Below are 18,104 nucleotides of genomic sequence, written 5' to 3'. Positions count from 1 at the left end.
ATGCGCGCGCTGGCCCTCGCCCTCCTGCTCGCCGGCTGTGCGCAGCCGCCGGGCGGGGGCGGGGGCATCGTCTCGACCAATCCATGCGCGGATGCGATGCTGGTGCACATGGTGCCGCCCGCCCGCATCGCCGCGATCAGCCATTATTCGCAAACGCCCGGCGCCTCCTCGATCCCGCTCGCCCTTGCGCGCCGCTTCCGCGCCACGGCGGGAACGGCGGAGGAGGTGATCGCGCTCCGGCCCGACCTGGTCGTCGCCTCCAGCTTCACCGCGCCCGCCACGCGGGAGGCCTGGGCGCGCGCCGGGCTGAAGACGCTCTATCTCGGCATCCCCGCCACCATCGCCGCCAGCGAGGCGCAGGTGCGCGAACTGGCGCGGGCGGTGGGGGCGGCTCCGGCCGGCGAGCGGATCGTGCGCGACATTGATGCTGGCCTGCGCCGCACCCGGCCGACGGATGCCCGGCGACCAAGGGCCTTGCTCTACATCTCCGGCGACCTCGCCAATGGCGGCGGCACCTTGCTGGATGAAGCGATGACGCATGTCGGCCTGACCAATGCGGCGGCGGGCTATGGCCTGGCCTTTACCGGGCGGCTGCCGGCGGAGACCCTGGTCGTGCACCCGCCGGACCTGGTGATCGCGCCCGACCGCAACCGGCTGGCACGCTTGCGCGAACGGCTGTTGCCGCACAGCCGGGCGGCGACGATCGACCCGGCCCTGCTCTATTGCGGCGGTCCCACGATTCCCCCGGCGCTCGACCGGCTCGCCGCGATCCGCCAGGAGGGGCCATGAGCCGATCGATCCGCCTGACCATGCTCGCGCTGCTGGTGGTGGCGCTTTTCCTGGGTTCGCTCGCCTGCGGCAAGGCGGTGGTGCCGCTGTCCGCCTGGTTCTCGGGCGATCAGCGCTGGTGGATCGTGGCGGAGCTTCGTTTGCCGCGCGCGGTGCTGGCCGTGGCCCTGGGCGCGGTGCTCGGCCTGTCGGGCGCGGTGTTGCAGGGCTATCTGCGCAATCCGCTCGCCGATCCGGGCGTGGTCGGCATCTCGTCGGCGGCGGCCCTGGGCGCGGTGGTGGCGATCGTCTTCGCCGCCGCCAGCGGGGCGGGCGTGTTCGTCGCCGCGATCCTGGCGGCCGGCGGGGCGATGGCGCTGCTCGCAGCGCTGACTTGGCGATCCGATTCCACCGTTACCTTCGTGCTGGCGGGCACGGTGTTGGCGAGCCTGGCGGGGGCGCTGACCGCCTTCACCATCTCGGTCGCGCCCAATCCCTATGTGGTGGCGGAGGCGATGGACTGGCTGATGGGCGCGCTGACCGACCGGAGCTGGCCCGATGTCGTGCTGGCCGTGCCGCCGATGGCGCTCGGCGCGCTGCTGCTCGCGCTGACCGGCCGGTCGCTCGACGCGCTGGCGCTGGGCGAGCCGGCGGCGCGGTCGCTGGGCGTGCGGCTCGGCCGGCTGCGGCTGCTGGTGGTCGCGGGCACCGGCCTCGCGATCGGCGCGGGGGTGGCGGTGACGGGGGTGATCGGCTTTGTCGGCCTGATCGTGCCGCATCTGCTCCGTCCGCTCTTCGGCCATCGACCGGGGGCGCTGCTGCTGCCCGCCAGCCTGGGCGGCGCGGCGCTGGTGCTGGCGGGCGACAGCCTGGTGCGGCTCGCCCCCGGTGCCGGCGAGATACGGCTGGGCGTCGCCATGGCGCTGATCGGCGCGCCCTTCTTCCTGTGGCTGCTGCTCCGCGCGAGGCACGACGCATGGCGCTGATCCTCGATGCGGTGGGCGTGACGCTCGGCGGCCGCAGCGTGCTGGCGGACGTCTCGGCGCGACTGGAGCCGGGCCGTATCACCGCGATCCTGGGCCCGAACGGCGCGGGCAAGAGCAGCCTGGTCAAGGCCATCGCCGCGCTGCTGCCGCATGACGGCGCGATCACGCTGGACGGCGGCCCGGTCGCATCGCTGGCCGCCGAGGCCCGCGCCCGCCGCATCGGCTATCTGCCGCAGGACGCGACCGTGCATTGGAACATGCGCGCTGCCGAAGTCGTCGCGCTCGGCCGGCTGCCGTACGCGCGCGCGCGCTATGGCGAGTCCGACGCCGACCGCGCCGCGATCGCGGCGGCGATGGCGGCGACCGGGACGCAGGGCTTCGCCGACCGCCCGGTCGGCACGCTGTCGGGCGGCGAGCGGGCGCGGGTGCTGCTGGCGCGCGTGCTGGCGGGGGAGCCGGACTGGCTGCTGGCCGACGAACCGCTCGCCAGCCTGGACCCGGCGCATCAGATCGATTTGCTCGACCGGCTGCGCGGCGTCGCGGCGGCGGGCGCGGGGGTGGTCGTGGTGCTGCACGACCTGGTCCAGGCGGCGCGCGCGGCCGACGACGTGCTGCTGCTCCACCGGGGCCGCGTCGCCGGCTTCGGTCCGGCCGGCGAGGTCCTGACGGCGGAACGGCTGGCCTCGACCTTCGGCGTGCGCGTCACGATGGTCGAGGAGGCGGGCCGCCGCCTGCCGGTGCCGATCGGCCGGATCGGACTTGTATCGGAGGGCTGAACCGGACAAAGCGGCAAAAAAAGAGCAGGAGAGTTTCGATGCGCACGATCGGTCATGTGATCGGCGGGGCTGCCGGCACCGCCACGCCCGGCAGCGGCCGGATCGCCGAGGTGTTCGACCCCAATAGCGGCCAGGTGCAGGCCCGGGTGCCGCTGGGCACCGCCGCCGACCTCGACCGCGCGGTCGCCGTCGCGCAGGCCGCGCAGCCCGGCTGGGCCGCCACCAACCCGCAGCGCCGCGCCCGCGTCATGTTCCGCTTCAAGGAACTGGTCGAGGCGAACATGGACGAACTCGCCCGGCTGCTCTCTTCCGAACATGGCAAGGTGATCGCCGATTCGAAGGGCGACATCCAGCGCGGGCTGGAGGTGATCGAATTCGCCTGCGGCATCCCGCACGTGCTGAAGGGCGAATATACCCAGGGCGCCGGCCCCGGCATCGACGTCTATTCGATGCGCCAGCCGCTGGGGATCGGTGCCGGCATCACGCCGTTCAACTTCCCCGCGATGATCCCGATGTGGATGTTCGGCGTCGCCATCGCCTGCGGCAACGCCTTCATCCTCAAGCCCTCGGAGCGCGATCCCTCGGTGCCCGTCCGCCTGGCGGAACTGATGCGCGAGGCCGGCGCGCCGGAGGGCATCCTCCAGGTGGTGCAGGGCGACAAGGAGATGGTCGACGCGATCCTCGACCATCCGGCGATCGGCGCGGTCAGCTTCGTCGGATCGTCCGACATCGCCCATTATGTCTATCGGCGCGGGGTCGAGGCGGGCAAGCGCGTGCAGGCGATGGGCGGGGCCAAGAACCACGGCATCGTCATGCCCGATGCCGATCTGGACCAGGTGGTCGCCGATCTGGCGGGCGCGGCCTTCGGTTCGGCGGGCGAGCGGTGCATGGCGCTGCCGGTGGTGGTGCCGGTCGGCGACGCGACCGCCGACGCCCTGCGCGCCAGGCTGATCCCGGCGATCGAGGCGCTGCGGGTCGGCGTCTCGACCGATGCGGAGGCGCATTACGGCCCCGTCGTCAACGCCGCGCATAAGGCGAAGGTGGAGCAATGGATCCAGACCGGCGTCGACGAGGGCGCGGAGCTGGTCGTCGACGGGCGCGGCTTCACGCTCCAGGGGCATGAGCAGGGCTTCTTCATCGGCCCGTCGCTGTTCGACCGGGTGACGCCGGCGATGCAGAGCTACAAGGAGGAGATTTTCGGCCCTGTCCTCCAGATCGTGCGCGCGCCCGATTTCGAGACGGCGCTGCGCCTGCCCTCCGAGCATCAATATGGCAACGGCGTCGCCATCTTCACGCGCAACGGCCATGCCGCGCGCGAGTTCGCCGCGCGCGTCCATGTCGGCATGGTCGGCATCAACGTGCCGATCCCGGTGCCGGTGGCCTATCACAGCTTCGGCGGGTGGAAGCGGTCGGCGTTCGGCGACATCAACCAGCACGGCATGGAGGGCGTGCGCTTCTGGACGCGGACCAAGACCGTGACCCAGCGCTGGCCCGACGGCTCGATCGACCTGCCGCGCGGCGCGGAGGATGGCGGACCCGCGCGGGTGCAGGACGCGTTCGTCATTCCGACCATGGGCTGAACCATGGATCGCCCCAAGGGAGCCGGACCCATGCGCCATGTCGTGATCGCCACCAGCCTGTTGCTCGCCGCGTGTAGCGGGGGCAGCGGCTCGGGCAACAACCAGAGCGACGAGGTTCCGGTCGCGCAGGTGCAGGAACAGACGCCGGAAAACCTGACCGACGATCCGCAGAACAGCGTCGTACCGCTGGGATCGCGGGGCAACGCCGCAGTGCCCGGCCCGGCCCCGCTGGCGACCATCCCCGCCCGCTTCCAGGGCCGCTGGGGCATGAGCGTCGCCGATTGCGACCCCTCGACCGGCGCGGACAAGGGCAAGCTGACCATCGCCGGCAACCGCCTGTCGTTCTTCGAATCGCGCGGCGACGCGACGAAGATCATGCAGACGCAGCCGACCCAGATCACCTTCGACCTGCCGATGAACGGGGAGGGGGCGAACTGGACAGAGCGGACGACCCTGACGCTGCTGGAGGACATCAAGATGCTGGTGCGTCAGAAGGCGGTGCCGGGCGGGAAGCCCGAGACCAGCCGTTACGTTCGCTGTCCCGCCTGAGAGAGAGCCATGGAAAATCAATTCGACCTGACGGACGACCAGCGCGAGATCCAGGAGCTGGCGCGCCGCTTCACCGCCGACCGCATCACCCCCTTCGCCGCCGAGTGGGACGAGAAGCACATCTTCCCGCGCGACACGATCAAGGCGGCGGCGGAGTTGGGCTTCGCCTCCATCTACGTGTCCGAGGAATCGGGCGGCATCGCGCTCGGCCGGCTGGAGGCGGCGCTGATCATGGAGGCGATGGCCTATGGCTGCCCGTCGACCAGCGCGTTCATCTCGATCCACAACATGGCGTCGTGGATGATCGACGCCTTCGGATCGGCGCGGGTGAAGGAGAAATACCTCCCCTCGCTGGTCACGATGGACCGGATCGCCAGCTATTGCCTGACCGAGCCGTCGTCCGGCTCCGACGCGGCGGCGCTGAAGACGCGCGCGGTGCGCGACGGCGAGGGCTGGCGCGTGACCGGCACCAAGCAGTTCATTTCCGGCGGCGGCGAGAATGACGTCTATGTCGTCATGGTCCGCACCGGCGAGGAGAAGGCGCGCGGCATCTCGTGCCTGGTCGTCGAGAAGGACATGCCCGGCGTCTCCTTCGGTGCGAACGAGCGCAAGCTCGGCTGGCATTCGCAACCGACCGCGCAGGTCATCCTGGAGGATGTGTTCGTGCCGGCCGAAAACCTGGTCGGCGCGGAGGGCGAGGGCTTCCGCATCGCCATGTCCGGGCTGGACGGCGGGCGGCTGAACATCGGCGCCTGTTCGCTGGGCGGCGCGCAACGCTGCCTGGACGAGTCGATCGCCTATACCCGCGACCGCCAGCAGTTCGGCCAGCCGATCGCCGATTTCCAGAACACGCAGTTCACGCTCGCCGACATGGCGACCGACCTGGAGGCGTCGCGCGCACTGCTCTACATGGCCGCCGCCAAGGTAACGGCGGGCGCGCCCGACAAGACCAAGTTCGCCGCCATGGCCAAGCGGCTGGCGACCGACAATGGCTCGGCGATCGTCGACCGCGCGCTCCAGCTGCATGGCGGATACGGCTATCTGATGGACTATCCAATCGAGCGTTTCTGGCGCGACCTGCGCGTCCATTCGATCCTGGAGGGCACCAACCAGGTGATGCGCATGATCATCGGCCGGGAGCTGACGAGGGCATGACCCAGGACCTGATCGTCACCACCGAGGGCGCGGTCGGGCGGTTGCGGCTCAACCGGCCACAGGCGATCCACGCGCTCAATCGCGACATGTGCGTCGCCATGCTGTCGGCGCTGGAGGCATGGCGCATGGAGCCCGGCGTCGAGGCGATCATCCTCGACCATCTGCCGGCCCCCGATGGCGACCCGAAGCGGTCGCGCGGCTTCTGCGCGGGCGGCGACATTCGCCTGATCGCGGAAAGCGGCGCGGGCGATGGCGCGGCGGCGCGGCGCTTCTTCGCCACCGAATACCGGCTGAACGCGCGGCTGTTCACCTATGCCAAGCCGATCGTCGCGGTGATGGATGGCATCACCATGGGCGGCGGCGTCGGCATCGCCATGCCCTGCCGCTATCGCGTCGCGACAGAGAATACCAAATTCGCCATGCCGGAGACGGGGATCGGCCTGTTCCCCGATGTCGGCGGCGGCTGGTATCTGTCGCGGCTGCCGGGGCGGATCGGCGTCTATCTGGCGCTAACCGGCCACCGGCTGGACGGGGCAGAGGCGCATGCGCTGGGTCTCGCCACCCATTATCTGCCCGCCGCCGCGCTGGACGAGGCCAAGCACCGCATCACCGCCGAGCCGCAAGCCATCGAGGCGATCCTGTCCGACCTGTCGGTGCCCGCGCCTGAGGCGCGGATCCTCTGCGACCGGGCGGCGATCGACCGCCTCTTCGCCGCCGACCGGATGGAGGAGATCGTCGCCGCGCTGGAGGCGGATGGCGGCGACTGGGCGAAGGCGCAGCTTGCGACTCTGGCGACCAAGTCGCCCCAGGCGTTGAAGGTGTCGCTGAAACTGGTGCTCGACGGCCGCACCATGCCGACCTTCGAGGACGAGATGCGCCAGGAATATGCGGTCGCCTCGCGCGTCGTGCAGCGCCACGATCTGGTCGAGGGCGTGCGCGCGCTGATCGTCGACAAGGACCAGTCGCCGCGCTGGCAGCCGGCGACGCTGGACGGCGTCAGCGACCATCTGATCGACCAGATCTTCGCCCCCCTGCCGGATGACGAAAGCTGGACCCCCGCCGAGGCGGATGCCGGGATACCCGATGGAGACGATCATGGCTGAATATCAAACCCTGCTGGTCGAGCAGCGTGGCCCCGTCACGCTCGTCACGCTCAACCGGCCGGAGGCGCTGAACGCGCTCAACGCGCAGCTCCTGTCCGACCTGCTGGCGGCGATGGCGGTGTTCGAGGCGGACCCCAGCCAGGGCTGCGCGGTGCTGACCGGCAGCGCCAAGGCGTTCGCGGCGGGCGCGGACATCAAGGAGATGCAGGCGCAGGGCTTTGCCGACATGTACGCGCACGACTTCTTCGCCGGCTGGGACCAGTTCACCCGCACGCGCAAGCCGGTGATCGCGGCGGTGTCCGGCTATGCGTTGGGCGGCGGCTGCGAAGTGGCGATGATGTGCGACTTCATCCTGGCGGCGGACAATGCGAAGTTCGGCCAGCCGGAGATCAAGCTGGCGGTGACGCCGGGCATGGGCGGGTCGCAGCGGCTGGCCCGCGCGGTCGGCAAGGCGAAGGCGATGGAGATGTGCCTGACCGGCCGGATGATGGACGCCGCCGAGGCGGAGCGCGCCGGGCTGGTCAGCCGGGTCGTCCTCGCCGCCGATCTGGTCGAGGAGGCGGTGAAGACCGCCACCACCATCGCCGGCATGGCCCCGCTCGCGATCCTGGCGAACAAGGAGATGGTCAACTACGCGTTCGAGACCGGGCTGGCGTCGGGCGTGCAGTTCGAGCGGCGGCTGTTCCACGGGATGTTCGGCTCGGCCGACCAGAAGGAGGGCATGGCGGCCTTCGTCGAGAAGCGCGCCGGTGCGTGGAGCGGGCGGTGACGATAAAGCCGGATTCGCGTCTGTTCTTCCACCCCGGCGAAGGCCGGGGTCCAGTCACGGAACATGCGTGACGAAGGACGGTGGTCCGTAACCATGGCTTTCCCGGCTGGACCCCGGCCTTCGCCGGGGTGGCAGGGGATTTTGTGAAGGCCCGCCTCCAGCGTGGCGGGATGCAATAGAGCCACCGCAAGGACGGCGGCCGGAGAGAGGATCGACGACATGGCACGCATCGCCTTTATCGGACTGGGCAATATGGGCGGCGGCATGGCCGCGAATCTGGCGAAGGCAGGGCATGAGGTCCACGCCTTCGACCTTTCCACCGAGGCACTGGCGCGCGCCGAACAGGCCGGTTGCCACCCCGCCGCCAGCGCACGGGCCGCGGCCGAGGGTGCGGAGGCGGTCGTCACGATGCTGCCCGCCGGCCGGCATGTCGAAGCGGTGCAGGCGGAAATCCTGGAGGCGCTGGTGCCCGGCGCGCTGCTGATCGACTGTTCGACGATCGATGTCGCCACCGCGCGCCGCGTCGCCGATACCGCCACCGCGCGCGGTTTCGCGGCGGTCGATGCGCCGGTGTCGGGCGGCATCGCGGCGGCGGCGGCGGGGACGCTGACCTTCATGGTCGGCGGCGCGCCGGCCGCGTTCGACCGCGCCCGGCCCTATCTGGCGGCGATGGGCAAGGCGGTGATCCATGCCGGCGGCAGCGGGGCCGGCCAGGCGGCGAAGATCTGCAACAACATGGTGCTGGGCGCGACGATGATCGCCACTTGCGAGGCGTTCGGGCTCGCCGAGAAGCTGGGGCTGGAGGCGCAGGCCTTTTTCGACATCGCGTCGGTCAGTTCGGGGCAGAGCTGGTCGCTGACCAGCTATTGCCCGGTGCCGGGCGTCGGTCCGACGACGCCGGCCGACCATGACTATCAGGGCGGGTTCGCGGCGGCGCTGATGCTGAAGGACCTGCGACTGGCGCGCGAGGCGGCGGCGCAGGTCGGGGCGGACACGCCGATGGGTGCGCGCGCCGCCGAACTCTACGAGGCGTTCGTCGCGGCGAACCCGGAGCCGGTCGACTTCTCCGGGATCATCCAGAGCCTGTAACGGACCGGGCGGTGGTGCCGGACCACCGCCCATCCACCCGGCGCGTCACCAGGATGTTACGCTCAGACGGTCGCCGCGCGCGACCGGGCGGCGAAGCTCTTGCGCAGCTTCTGGAGCTTGGGCGGGATCACCGCCATGCAATAGGGATTGGACCGGCCGGACGTCTCCCAATAATCCTGGTGATAGCCCTCGGCCGGATACCATTCGCTCATCGGCTCGATCGTGGTGACGATGCGGCCATGATCCTCGCCGGCACGCTCGATCGCAGCACGCGCCTCGGCCGCCTGGGTCTCGTCGGCGGGGAAGATCGCCGAGCGATATTGCGTGCCGACGTCATTGCCCTGGCGGTTGAGCTGGGTCGGGTCGTGCGTCGCGAAGAAGATGTCGAGCAGGTCGGCATAGCGGATGCGGTCAGGGTCGAAGCCGACGCGGATCGCCTCGGCATGGCCGGTGTCGCCGCCGCAGACCTGCTTGTAGGTCGGATTCGGAACGGTGCCGCCGATATAGCCGCTCTCGACGCTTTCCACGCCGATCACGTCTTTGAACACCGCCTCGGTGCACCAGAAGCAGCCTCCGGCCAGCGTCGCATATTCGGTCATGAAGATGGTCTCCTTTCCCCCCAGATAGGAACGCGCTAACGCCACCGCAAAGGGCTGCGTGCCCATAAGGGCCCTGGAGCGAAGCGATGACGATCGACGGCAAGGTGATGGTGACCGGCGGGGCCGGCTATATCGGCAGCCATGCCGTGCTGGCGCTGCTCGATGCCGGCTATGACGTGGTGGTGCTCGACAACCTCGTCACCGGCTTCGACTGGGCGGTCGATCCGCGCGCCGCCTTCGTCCGGGCCGATGTGGCGGACGAGGCGGCGGTGCGCGCCGCGATCCGCGACCACCGGGTGCGCGCGATCATGCATTTCGCCGGATCGATCATCGTACCGGAATCGGTCAGCAACCCGCTCAAATACTACCGCAACAACACCGCCGCCTCGCGCGCGCTGATCGAGAGCGCGGTCGAGGAGGGGGTGCCGCATTTCATCTTCTCCTCGACCGCCGCCACCTATGGCACGCCCGAGCGGATGCCGATCGGCGAGGACGATCCCAAGCGGCCGATCAACCCGTACGGCATGTCGAAGCTGATGACCGAGACGATGCTGGCCGATGTCGCGGCGGCGCATCCGATCAACTATTGCGCGCTGCGCTATTTCAACGTCGCCGGCGCCGACCCGGCGGGGCGGTCGGGCCAGTCGACCGCGGGCGCGACCCATCTGATCAAGGTCGCGGTCGAGGCGGCGACCGGCAAGCGCGACGGTGTCGGCGTGTTCGGCACCGACTTCCCGACGCCCGACGGCACCGGCGTGCGCGACTATATCCATGTCACCGACCTGGCGGCGGCGCATGTCGCGGCGCTCGCGAAGCTGGTCGCTCAGCCGGGCGAGAGCCATGTGATGAATTGCGGCTATGGCCGGGGCTTTTCGGTCAACGAAGTGCTCGACGCGGTCGATCGCGTCACCAATCTGCGGATCGAGCGTCGCTATGAGGGACGCCGCGCGGGCGATCCGGCGGAACTGGTCGCCGACAATGCCAAGATCCTGGCGACGCTCAACTGGCGGCCCGCGCATGACGATCTGGGCGGGATCATCCGCGATGCGCTGGCCTGGGAGCGCGCGCTGGCGGAGCGTCGCCGGTGAGCTGGCGCTCGCTGCTGTTCGTGCCGGGCGACCGGCCGGAACGGATGGCGAAGGCGGCCGGCTGCGGCGCAGACGCGCTGATCCTCGACCTGGAAGATTCGGTCGCCGCCGCCGCCAAGCCGGCGGCGCGCCTGGCGGTGGCGGGGTTCCTGCGGGAAGCGCGCACGCTGCCGCTGATCGTACGGGTCAATCCGCTCGACTCCGGCCTGGTCGAGGAGGATCTGGCGGCGATCCTGCCGGCGAGGCCCGACGGGCTGATGCTGCCCAAGGCGGAGGGCGCAGGCTCGGTCGCGGCCCTGGCGGCGCGTGCCGGCCTGCCGATCCTGCCCGTCGCGACCGAGACGCCTGCGGCGATCTTCCAGCTTGGCAGCTATGCCAGTGTCGCGCCGCATCTCGCCGGCCTGACCTGGGGCGCGGAGGACTTGCCCGCCGCGATCGGCGCCTCCACCGCGCGCGAGGCGGATGGCGGCTATACCGCGCCCTATCAGCTCGCCCGTACGCTGACGCTGTTCGGCGCCCATGCCGCGGGCGTGGCGGCGATCGAGACGGTGTTCCCCGACTTTCGCGACCTGGACGCGCTCGCCGCCTATGCCGCGCGCGGGCGGCGGGACGGGTTCACGGGAATGATGGCGATCCATCCCGCGCAGGTGCCGGTCATCAACGCCGCCTTCACCCCGAGCGACGCGGAACGCACGGCGGCGCAGGCGATCGTCGATCTGTTCGCGGCCAATCCGGGCGCGGGCGCGCTGCAACTCGACGGCCGGATGGTCGACGCGCCGCACCTGAAACAGGCGCGACGCATCCTGGGGCTCGCCTAGCGCTCGCCGCCGATCGAGGCGCGCATCCGGGCGGTCAGCCACCACCAGCCCAGCGCCCAGAGCGTGCCGAAGCTCCAGCCGGCCAGCACGTCGGACGGCCAGTGGACGCCCAGATAGACGCGGCTCGACCCGATCGCGCCGGTCAGCAGGATCGCCGCGCCGAACAGATAGCGGCGGGTGGGGCGGTCGCGCACCACCTGCGCGGCGAGCGCGGCGAGGGTGAGATAGACGATCGCGCTGTTGGTCGCATGGCCGCTGGGAAAGCTGGCGTTGGAGACATCGACCAGATGCGGCACCAGGTCGGGCCGGGCGCGACCGATGGTCCGCTTGATCAGCCAGACCATCTGCCCGCCGGTGGCGGTGGCCAGCACCAGCGCCAGCGCGGTCAGCCACAGCCGCTGCATCAGCAGGAAGCCGGCGACCAGCACCACCACCAGCGTCACCACCGTGCTGCCGCCGAGCGCGGTCAGGTCGACCGCGACGCCGGGCAGCCAGCTCGGCCCTCCCCAGGCGCGCAGGCCCTGGATGATCGAGCGGTCGATCATCAGCGGATCGGGGGCGAGCCAATGACCGAACAGCAAGGCCAGCAGAGCGGCGGTGGCGAGCAGCGAGAGGGCGGCGAGCGGCCTGGGCAGCCGACGGGTCGGGGGCGAAGCGGACATGCCGCTCCGTTTAGGCAGGACGGGGTGCCGGAGCAAAAGGGAAAGTGCCGGAACTCCGATGGCTTATCCTGCAAATACCGCGAGCCAATGGCGGATGCGGCGGTTATGCCCGTCGATCATCAGGGCGGGAGAGGGGCGGATATGAGCATGGATCGTCGCGGATTTCTGGGAGCCGCCACGCTGTTGGCGGGATGCGCCACCCTGCCGCCCGCACCCGCCGCCGCGTCGCCCGGCTTCGTCCGGCGCGAGGGGATGCGCCTGATGGTCGGCGACCAGCCCTATCGCTTCGTCGGCACGAACATGTGGTATGCCGCCTATCTGGGGGCCGACGCCCCCTATGGCGACCGCGCGCGGCTAGGGCGCGAGCTGGACGCGCTGAAGGCCATGGGCGTCACCAATCTGCGCATCCTCGCCTCCGCCGAGGAAGGACCGCTGCGCAACGCGATCAAGCCGGGCTTCCGCACCGCGACCACCACCAATGCGACGCTGCTCGCCGGGCTGGACCATGCGCTGGCGGAGATGGCGAAGCGCGACATGCGCGCCGTGCTGTACCTGACCAATTTCTGGGAATGGTCGGGCGGGATGATGACCTATTTGTCCTACGTCAATGGCGGCCGCTATCTGGACATGAACGACCCGGCGCATCCCTGGCCGGCCTTCGCCAATTTCAATGCGCAATTCTATGGCGATGCGCGCGCGACCGGCCTGTATCGCGACTGGATCCGCACCTTGGTGTCGCGGACCAGCAGCGCGACCGGCCGGCGCTATGCGGATGATCCGACGATCATGGCATGGCAGCTCGCCAACGAGCCGCGCCCGGCCGGCGATGCGGATCATGCCGATGTCGAGCAGTTCACCCTCTGGGTCCGCGACAGCGCCCGGCTGATCAAGTCGATCGATCCCAACCATCTGGTCTGCACCGGGTCGGAAGGGCTGAAGGGCACGCTGGAGCGGCCCGATATCCTGCTCGCCGAACATGGCCTGGCGGAGATCGACTATCTCACCGCGCATATCTGGCCCAACAATTGGGACTGGGTGAAGCAGACCGACCTCGCCAACACCTATCCGCGCGGCGAGACGCTGACCGAGGCATATATCGCCCGGCATGTCGAGCTTGCCCGGCAACTCGACAAGCCGCTGGTGATCGAGGAATTCGGCTATCCGCGCGACGGGGGCAGCAACGATCCCCGGGTCGCGACCGGCTATAAGGACCGGTTCTACCGGCTGATCTATGCGGCGGCGCTGCGCGACATGGCGCGGGGCGGGCCGATCGCGGGCACCAATTTCTGGGCCTGGAACGGCGAGGCGCGGGCGGAGCATCCCGACTATCGGTTCCGCGACGGCGACCGCCACTATATGGGCGACCCCCCGCACGAGCCCCAGGGTTGGTACGGCATCTTCACCGGCGACACGACCGTCCGCATCGTCGCCGACCATGCCGCCGCCGTCGCGCGGCTGCCACGGACGCGGACATGATCCGCACCATCCTGTCCCGCCTGGCCCTGGCCGGCCTGCTGCTCCAGGCGGCGGTCCCCGCGCCGGCGCAGGAGGTGCTGGACGCCGATCCCAATCTGCTGGCGCCGTCGCAGGACCCGAAGCGCACCGCCAACGGCCTGGCCCAGACCCCGCCCATGGGCTGGAACAGCTGGAACAAGTTCGGCTGCACCGTGAACGAGGAGGTGATCCGCCGCACCGCCGATGCGATCGCGGCGAACGGCATGAAGGCGGCGGGCTATGCCTATATCGTCATCGACGATTGCTGGCACGGCACGCGCGACGCCGATGGCTTCATCACCGAGGATCGCCAGCGCTTTCCCGGCGGGTTGAAGGCGCTGGGCGACTATATCCATGCCAGGGGGCTGAAGTTCGGCATCTATTCCGACGCGGGCACCAGGACCTGCGGCGGCCGGCCGGGCAGCCAGGGGCATGAATATCAGGACGCGCTGCAATATGCGCGCTGGGGCGTCGACTATCTGAAATATGACTGGTGTTCGTCGGGCGTCCGCAACGCCGAGGAGGCCTATGCCACCATGGCGGATGCGCTGCGCGCGACCGGGCGGCCGATCCTGTTCTCTCTGTGCGAATGGGGCAATTCCCGGCCATGGCTCTGGGCGGCGAAGATCGGCAATCTGTGGCGCACCACCGGCGACATCACCGACCGATGGGAGGGGAAGCACGGCCATAGCTGGGGCGTCGCGTCGATCGTCGACAGGAACGAGCCGCTCTGGCCCTTTGCCGGCCCCGGCCATTGGAACGACCCGGACATGCTGGAGGTCGGCAATGGCGGGCTGAGCGATACCGAATATCGCGCGCATTTTTCGCTCTGGGCGATGATGGCCGCGCCGCTGATCGCCGGCAACGACGTCGCCGCCATGTCGGATGCGACCCGCGCCATCCTGCTCAACCGCGAGGTGATCGCCATCGACCAGGACCGGCTGGGGGCGCAGGGGCATCGCGTGATGCGCAACGGCCCGCAGGAGGTCTGGATGAAGCCCATGGCCGATGGCGGGCGCACGCTGCTGCTGTGGAATCGTGGCGAGGTGCCGGTGCGGATCGCTGCCGACTGGACCAGCCTGGGCCTGCCCGCGACGGTTCGGCTGCGGGGACGCGACCTGTGGGCGCATCGCGATCTCGGCCTCCTGTCCGGCCGCTACGAAGCCGAGGTCGCCCCGCATGGCGTGGTGATGGTGCGGCTGGCCCCTTGAACGGCCCATGGATGGAAAGGGGGCCGACGTCATCCCCATCCGGGGATGGCGACGGACAGTCATAAAGGCCTAGACCCAAGGCCATCACCTCCGCGGGAAACCGCTGGGAAGGAGAATGGCGCGCCCGGAACGATTCGAACGTCCGACCCTCAGATTCGTAGTAGGTTGGGCGTCACGCCCTATGCACACAAAGCTGCACTCATGGGGTCCAATACGATAAGACGGTCATCTCAGCCGAAAGCTCGTGAAGCCAAATCCGGCTTGGAGGGACTATAGAGAACGGGAGGATGGTGGGGGGGCCTGCGAAAGTACCGTCCTCGACGATGCCGCATTCGCGGCGGCCACGCTGGTGGTGCCGAAGTTTCTGGCGCTGGCGGATCCGGCGTCGCGCTGGACCTGTGCGCATGGCGGGCAAGCCTATTATGCCTACTCGACCAGCCTTCCGCGCAGATGGAAGGAGTTTTGTCGGTGAGCGACATTGCCACCGCGCATTATGCACGCCTATCGTCCGGGATCTTGGAGCGATGTTCGGGGGGATGTTTTGGAATGGCGAGCAGCGGCATGCTCTTCGGCGACAAGTTCCTTACGCAGTATGCCGGACCGATCATAGCCGATCCGTCCGTCGCCATCGTCGAACTGGTAGCAAACGCCTGGGATGCGCACGCGACGCGCGTCGACATCGATTGGCCCCGTGAAGGGCGGCCATTCAGGATCCGCGATGACGGGGGCGGCATGCGGCCCGGCGACTTCATGCTGCGATGGCGGATGCTCAATTACGACCGGATCGAGGAGCAGGGCGGTCGGAGCGTTCCGCCGCCGGATCTGCCGAACGCCCTGCCGAGAACCGTCTACGGTAAGAACGGCAAGGGGCGTCATGCAGCCTTCCTGTTCGGCGACCCGTATCGCGTCAGGACCTGGCGCGACGGGACCGAGGCCCAGTTCGTCGTCTCGCGCTGCCGCACGATGGACCGGGCGTTCGACGTCGATCAGGTCAAGATCGCCGACGACGTGCAGGGGCATGGGACGGAGATCACCGGCAGCGACGCACCGCTTGGGTTCAACGCCGGTCAGGCGCGCGAGATCATCGGTTCGCGCTTCCTCACAGATCCGGGCTTCGTCGTGACCGTCGACGGCACACCAGTCAGCTTCGAGGACCTGTCCGACGACCAAGTCGCCTGGTCGGACGTGGAGGTGCCCGGTCTCGGCACCGCCCGGGTGCTGATGATCGACGGGCAGAAGGCGGACAAGACGACGCGGCAGCATGGGATTGCATGGTGGGTCAACAATCGCCTCGTCGGCGACTGCAGATGGCGGGGCACCGACCTCATGACCGTCATCGACGGTCGGACGAGTGAGGCGAAGCGCTTCACCTTCATCGTGCTCGCGGATTTCCTCGAGAATTCGGTGAAGGCCGACTGGTCGGACTTCGATCCCAGCGACGACGCCTGGAAGGAGGCGCGTTCCGTCGTCGTCGGGCACATCCGCGAGCTGGTCGCCGACGCGGTTTCCAGCCGGAAGGCGGAGTTGAAGACGGAGGTCCACGAGCGGATCGACGGCGTTGCGCGTATCCTGCCGCCGCTCAGTCGGGAGCGGGTCAGGGTCTTCGTCGACAAAGTGGCGGAGAGCTGCCCCAGCCTGACCACCGACGAGCTGAGCCAGGTGTCGGGAATCCTGGCGAGACTCGAACTCTCGTCGTCGAAGTATGCGCTGCTGGGCAAGCTGCACGACCTTCCGCCGGGGGATCTGGATTCGCTCAACCAGCTGCTGTCCGATTGGACGCTGCATGTCGCCAAGGATGCGCTAGACCAGATCCAGGTCCGACTGAAGCTGATCCGTCAGATGCACGAGACGCTTCGCGACAAGGGGGCGGACGAGGTCCAGGATTTGCAGCCGCTGTTCAATCAGTCGCTGTGGGCGTTCGGCCCTGAATATGAGACGATCGAGTTCACCTCGAATATGACGATGGCGACGGTGATAACGAAGCTGTTTAAGGGCGACGTGGAGGCGATGGACGGCAAGCCCACCAGGAACCGCCCCGACTTCGCCATCCTGCCGGACAGCAGCGTAGGGCTCTATAGCCGTCCGGCTTATGGGCAGGACGACGGCGAACCCTATGGGGTCGATCACCTCGTGATTGTCGAACTGAAGCGTCCGGGCATCGTCATCAGGGACGAGCAGATGGAGCAGGCGAGGAAGTATGCCCGCGAGCTTCGCAGGATAGGGCAGATATCCGACGGCACCAAGGTCACGTGCTTCGTGCTCGGGTCCGAGTTGGACATGATGGACACCGAACCGATGGTGCAGGGGCGCATGACAACGAAGGGCATGACCTTCGAGAACTTCATCAGGCGCGCCGAAAGCCGCATGTTGAACCTGTATGCGTCGCTGAAGGATGCGCCGTTTCTCAACGGGCAGGAGATCGACGACTTCGTGAACCCGCCCGGTCCGGCGCAGCCTTCGCTGTATGAGGGCGCGGCGGCCAACATGTAGCGCGCGGAGGCCGATCGGACGGCCTCGGCGACAACTCGCTGACCGACGACGCCCTGCTCGACGCCATGATGGCGCACCCGGTGCCGATCGACGCAGCAACCGACCTGTGAAGCACAGCGACGGCACCGCATAGTTCAAGATGAACGAACGGCAACTTTCAGATTTGATGATACATTTTCCAATCTATTAGACTCGGATGCCAACAGAAAGGCTATTTTGTACAATATTACATCATCTGAACCTCTGGCCTGAACGCCGCAGTCCGGCCGTATACGGAAATATCATCACTCCGCATGCAAGCACAGCGGAGGAAAACGATGAAGGTCATAAATGATGTAATGCAGCTACAGTCTATTCTGCCCGAAAATACTTCGAAGATCATTTTAGGAAAAATCTCGAGTTCTTTTGATCAGAATGACATAGATGTTTTTCAGGCTTTGTTCAGTGAATTATTTGGCGGTCCAATTTTCTTAATAGAGACACATGAAGATTTGGCAGAGGTTTTCTCTCTCGAAACAAGCGAAGATAGGCGATTGTCAATGCTTGAAGCCGCCTCTGGATGGTTCGACATTGCTCAATGGGTTGACGATCGGCGATTTGCTTGGTTCGTCATCATTGAGGGAAACAGTGGCGGTCCTCAATACCTAATTCCCCGTATGATCGCGGACCAAGAACCAAATGTGACTGCCAGCATTCGTCTGACGGCAGAACGTCTGAGTCAGTAGAGACTATGGAGATCCGGCCGCGCTAGCGACCGGATCTTTTTTGATTCGTTGCTCACGCTAGGCCGTGGTCCTTCGCCCCCCCCCCGATCGTGTCGCCTGCTACAAGCTGACGACGGGTACCTGTCGGGCGGGTACGCCTTTGAACCAAGACCTTAGAGATGCGCGCCCACTGCCCAGCCGCATTGCTGCGATCGGTTCGGGAACATTTTGCGGTTTCCACGCTCCACCTCCGCTTTCACGCA

The 18,104-nt window shown here is 68.2% G+C and carries 17 protein-coding genes; 15 read left to right on the top strand and 2 right to left on the bottom strand.

Annotation, left to right across the window (positions count from 1 at the left end):
- The 9 genes from QE452_RS13085 (at position 1) to mmsB (ending at position 8,775) form a co-directional block, all read left to right on the top strand.
- Positions 1-789: an ABC transporter substrate-binding protein gene (locus QE452_RS13085; RefSeq protein WP_309657451.1), complete on the top strand. Its 789-nt coding sequence runs from the start codon at positions 1-3 to the stop codon at positions 787-789.
- Positions 786-1,754 carry an iron ABC transporter permease gene (locus QE452_RS13080; RefSeq protein ID WP_309657452.1) on the top strand — a complete coding sequence of 323 codons (969 nt, stop codon included), beginning with the start codon at positions 786-788 and terminating at the stop codon, positions 1,752-1,754. The genes QE452_RS13085 and QE452_RS13080 overlap by 4 nt, the downstream gene beginning before the upstream one ends.
- Positions 1,745-2,530: an ABC transporter ATP-binding protein gene (locus tag QE452_RS13075; RefSeq protein ID WP_309657453.1), complete on the top strand. Its 786-nt coding sequence runs from the start codon at positions 1,745-1,747 to the stop codon at positions 2,528-2,530. Before QE452_RS13080 ends, QE452_RS13075 begins: the two co-directional genes overlap by 10 nt.
- A 38-nt stretch (positions 2,531-2,568) precedes the next feature.
- Positions 2,569-4,110: a CoA-acylating methylmalonate-semialdehyde dehydrogenase gene (locus tag QE452_RS13070; RefSeq protein WP_309657454.1), complete on the top strand. Its 1,542-nt coding sequence runs from the start codon at positions 2,569-2,571 to the stop codon at positions 4,108-4,110.
- A 30-nt stretch (positions 4,111-4,140) separates the two neighbouring features.
- Positions 4,141-4,659 (top strand): hypothetical protein, encoded by a 519-nt coding sequence (locus QE452_RS13065; protein ID WP_309657455.1) that lies wholly within the window; start codon positions 4,141-4,143, stop codon positions 4,657-4,659.
- 9 nt (positions 4,660-4,668) lie between these two features.
- Positions 4,669-5,814, top strand: coding sequence for an acyl-CoA dehydrogenase family protein (locus tag QE452_RS13060; protein WP_309657456.1), 1,146 nt, complete (start codon positions 4,669-4,671; stop codon positions 5,812-5,814).
- Positions 5,811-6,917 (top strand): enoyl-CoA hydratase/isomerase family protein, encoded by a 1,107-nt coding sequence (locus QE452_RS13055; RefSeq protein ID WP_309657457.1) that lies wholly within the window; start codon positions 5,811-5,813, stop codon positions 6,915-6,917. Before QE452_RS13060 ends, QE452_RS13055 begins: the two co-directional genes overlap by 4 nt.
- Positions 6,910-7,686 (top strand): enoyl-CoA hydratase, encoded by a 777-nt coding sequence (locus QE452_RS13050; RefSeq protein WP_309657458.1) that lies wholly within the window; start codon positions 6,910-6,912, stop codon positions 7,684-7,686. The genes QE452_RS13055 and QE452_RS13050 overlap by 8 nt, the downstream gene beginning before the upstream one ends.
- 219 nt (positions 7,687-7,905) lie before the next feature.
- Positions 7,906-8,775, top strand: a complete 870-nt coding sequence (gene mmsB, locus QE452_RS13045) for a 3-hydroxyisobutyrate dehydrogenase (protein WP_309657459.1) — start codon at positions 7,906-7,908, stop codon at positions 8,773-8,775.
- A gap of 62 nt (positions 8,776-8,837) precedes the next feature.
- Here mmsB and msrA read toward each other — a convergent pair whose 3' ends face one another.
- The gene (gene msrA / locus QE452_RS13040; protein ID WP_125993301.1) at positions 8,838-9,374 is read right to left on the bottom strand and encodes a peptide-methionine (S)-S-oxide reductase MsrA; all 537 of its coding nucleotides are present in this window, start codon (positions 9,372-9,374) and stop codon (positions 8,838-8,840) included.
- An 86-nt stretch (positions 9,375-9,460) separates the two neighbouring features.
- Here msrA and galE point away from each other — a divergent pair, with 86 nt between their 5' ends.
- Together galE and QE452_RS13030 are read left to right on the top strand one after the other, a co-directional pair.
- The gene (gene galE / locus QE452_RS13035; protein ID WP_309657460.1) at positions 9,461-10,462 is read left to right on the top strand and encodes a UDP-glucose 4-epimerase GalE; all 1,002 of its coding nucleotides are present in this window, start codon (positions 9,461-9,463) and stop codon (positions 10,460-10,462) included.
- Complete coding sequence (locus QE452_RS13030) at positions 10,459-11,280, top strand: CoA ester lyase (RefSeq protein WP_309657461.1); 822 nt, start codon at positions 10,459-10,461, stop codon at positions 11,278-11,280. Before galE ends, QE452_RS13030 begins: the two co-directional genes overlap by 4 nt.
- Here the strand turns inward: QE452_RS13030 and QE452_RS13025 are convergent.
- On the bottom strand, positions 11,277-11,942 hold the full coding sequence (locus tag QE452_RS13025) for a phosphatase PAP2 family protein (protein WP_309657462.1): 666 nt from the start codon (positions 11,940-11,942) through the stop codon (positions 11,277-11,279). The genes QE452_RS13030 and QE452_RS13025 overlap by 4 nt on opposite strands.
- A 141-nt stretch (positions 11,943-12,083) precedes the next feature.
- On the opposite strand from QE452_RS13025, the gene QE452_RS13020 reads away from it, so the two are divergent.
- The 4 genes from QE452_RS13020 to QE452_RS13005 all read left to right on the top strand — a co-directional run bounded on the left by QE452_RS13020 (position 12,084) and on the right by QE452_RS13005 (position 17,862).
- Positions 12,084-13,418 carry a cellulase family glycosylhydrolase gene (locus QE452_RS13020; RefSeq protein WP_309657463.1) on the top strand — a complete coding sequence of 445 codons (1,335 nt, stop codon included), beginning with the start codon at positions 12,084-12,086 and terminating at the stop codon, positions 13,416-13,418.
- Positions 13,415-14,647 (top strand): glycoside hydrolase family 27 protein, encoded by a 1,233-nt coding sequence (locus QE452_RS13015; RefSeq protein ID WP_309657464.1) that lies wholly within the window; start codon positions 13,415-13,417, stop codon positions 14,645-14,647. Before QE452_RS13020 ends, QE452_RS13015 begins: the two co-directional genes overlap by 4 nt.
- A gap of 546 nt (positions 14,648-15,193) precedes the next feature.
- The gene (locus tag QE452_RS13010; RefSeq protein WP_309657465.1) at positions 15,194-17,137 is read left to right on the top strand and encodes an ATP-binding protein; all 1,944 of its coding nucleotides are present in this window, start codon (positions 15,194-15,196) and stop codon (positions 17,135-17,137) included.
- Between the two features lie 317 nt (positions 17,138-17,454).
- A complete protein-coding gene (locus QE452_RS13005) occupies positions 17,455-17,862 on the top strand; it encodes a hypothetical protein (RefSeq protein WP_309657466.1) in 408 nt (135 codons plus the stop codon).
- The last annotated feature ends 242 nt before the right edge of the window (positions 17,863-18,104 follow it).

Origin of the sequence: Sphingomonas sp. SORGH_AS_0438 (genome assembly GCF_031453475.1) — a bacterium.
In the GTDB taxonomy this organism is placed as follows: Bacteria; Pseudomonadota; Alphaproteobacteria; order Sphingomonadales; family Sphingomonadaceae; genus Sphingomonas.
The sequence above is the reverse complement of the archived record's forward strand: the minus strand, read 5'-3'. Positions and strand labels throughout refer to the sequence as shown.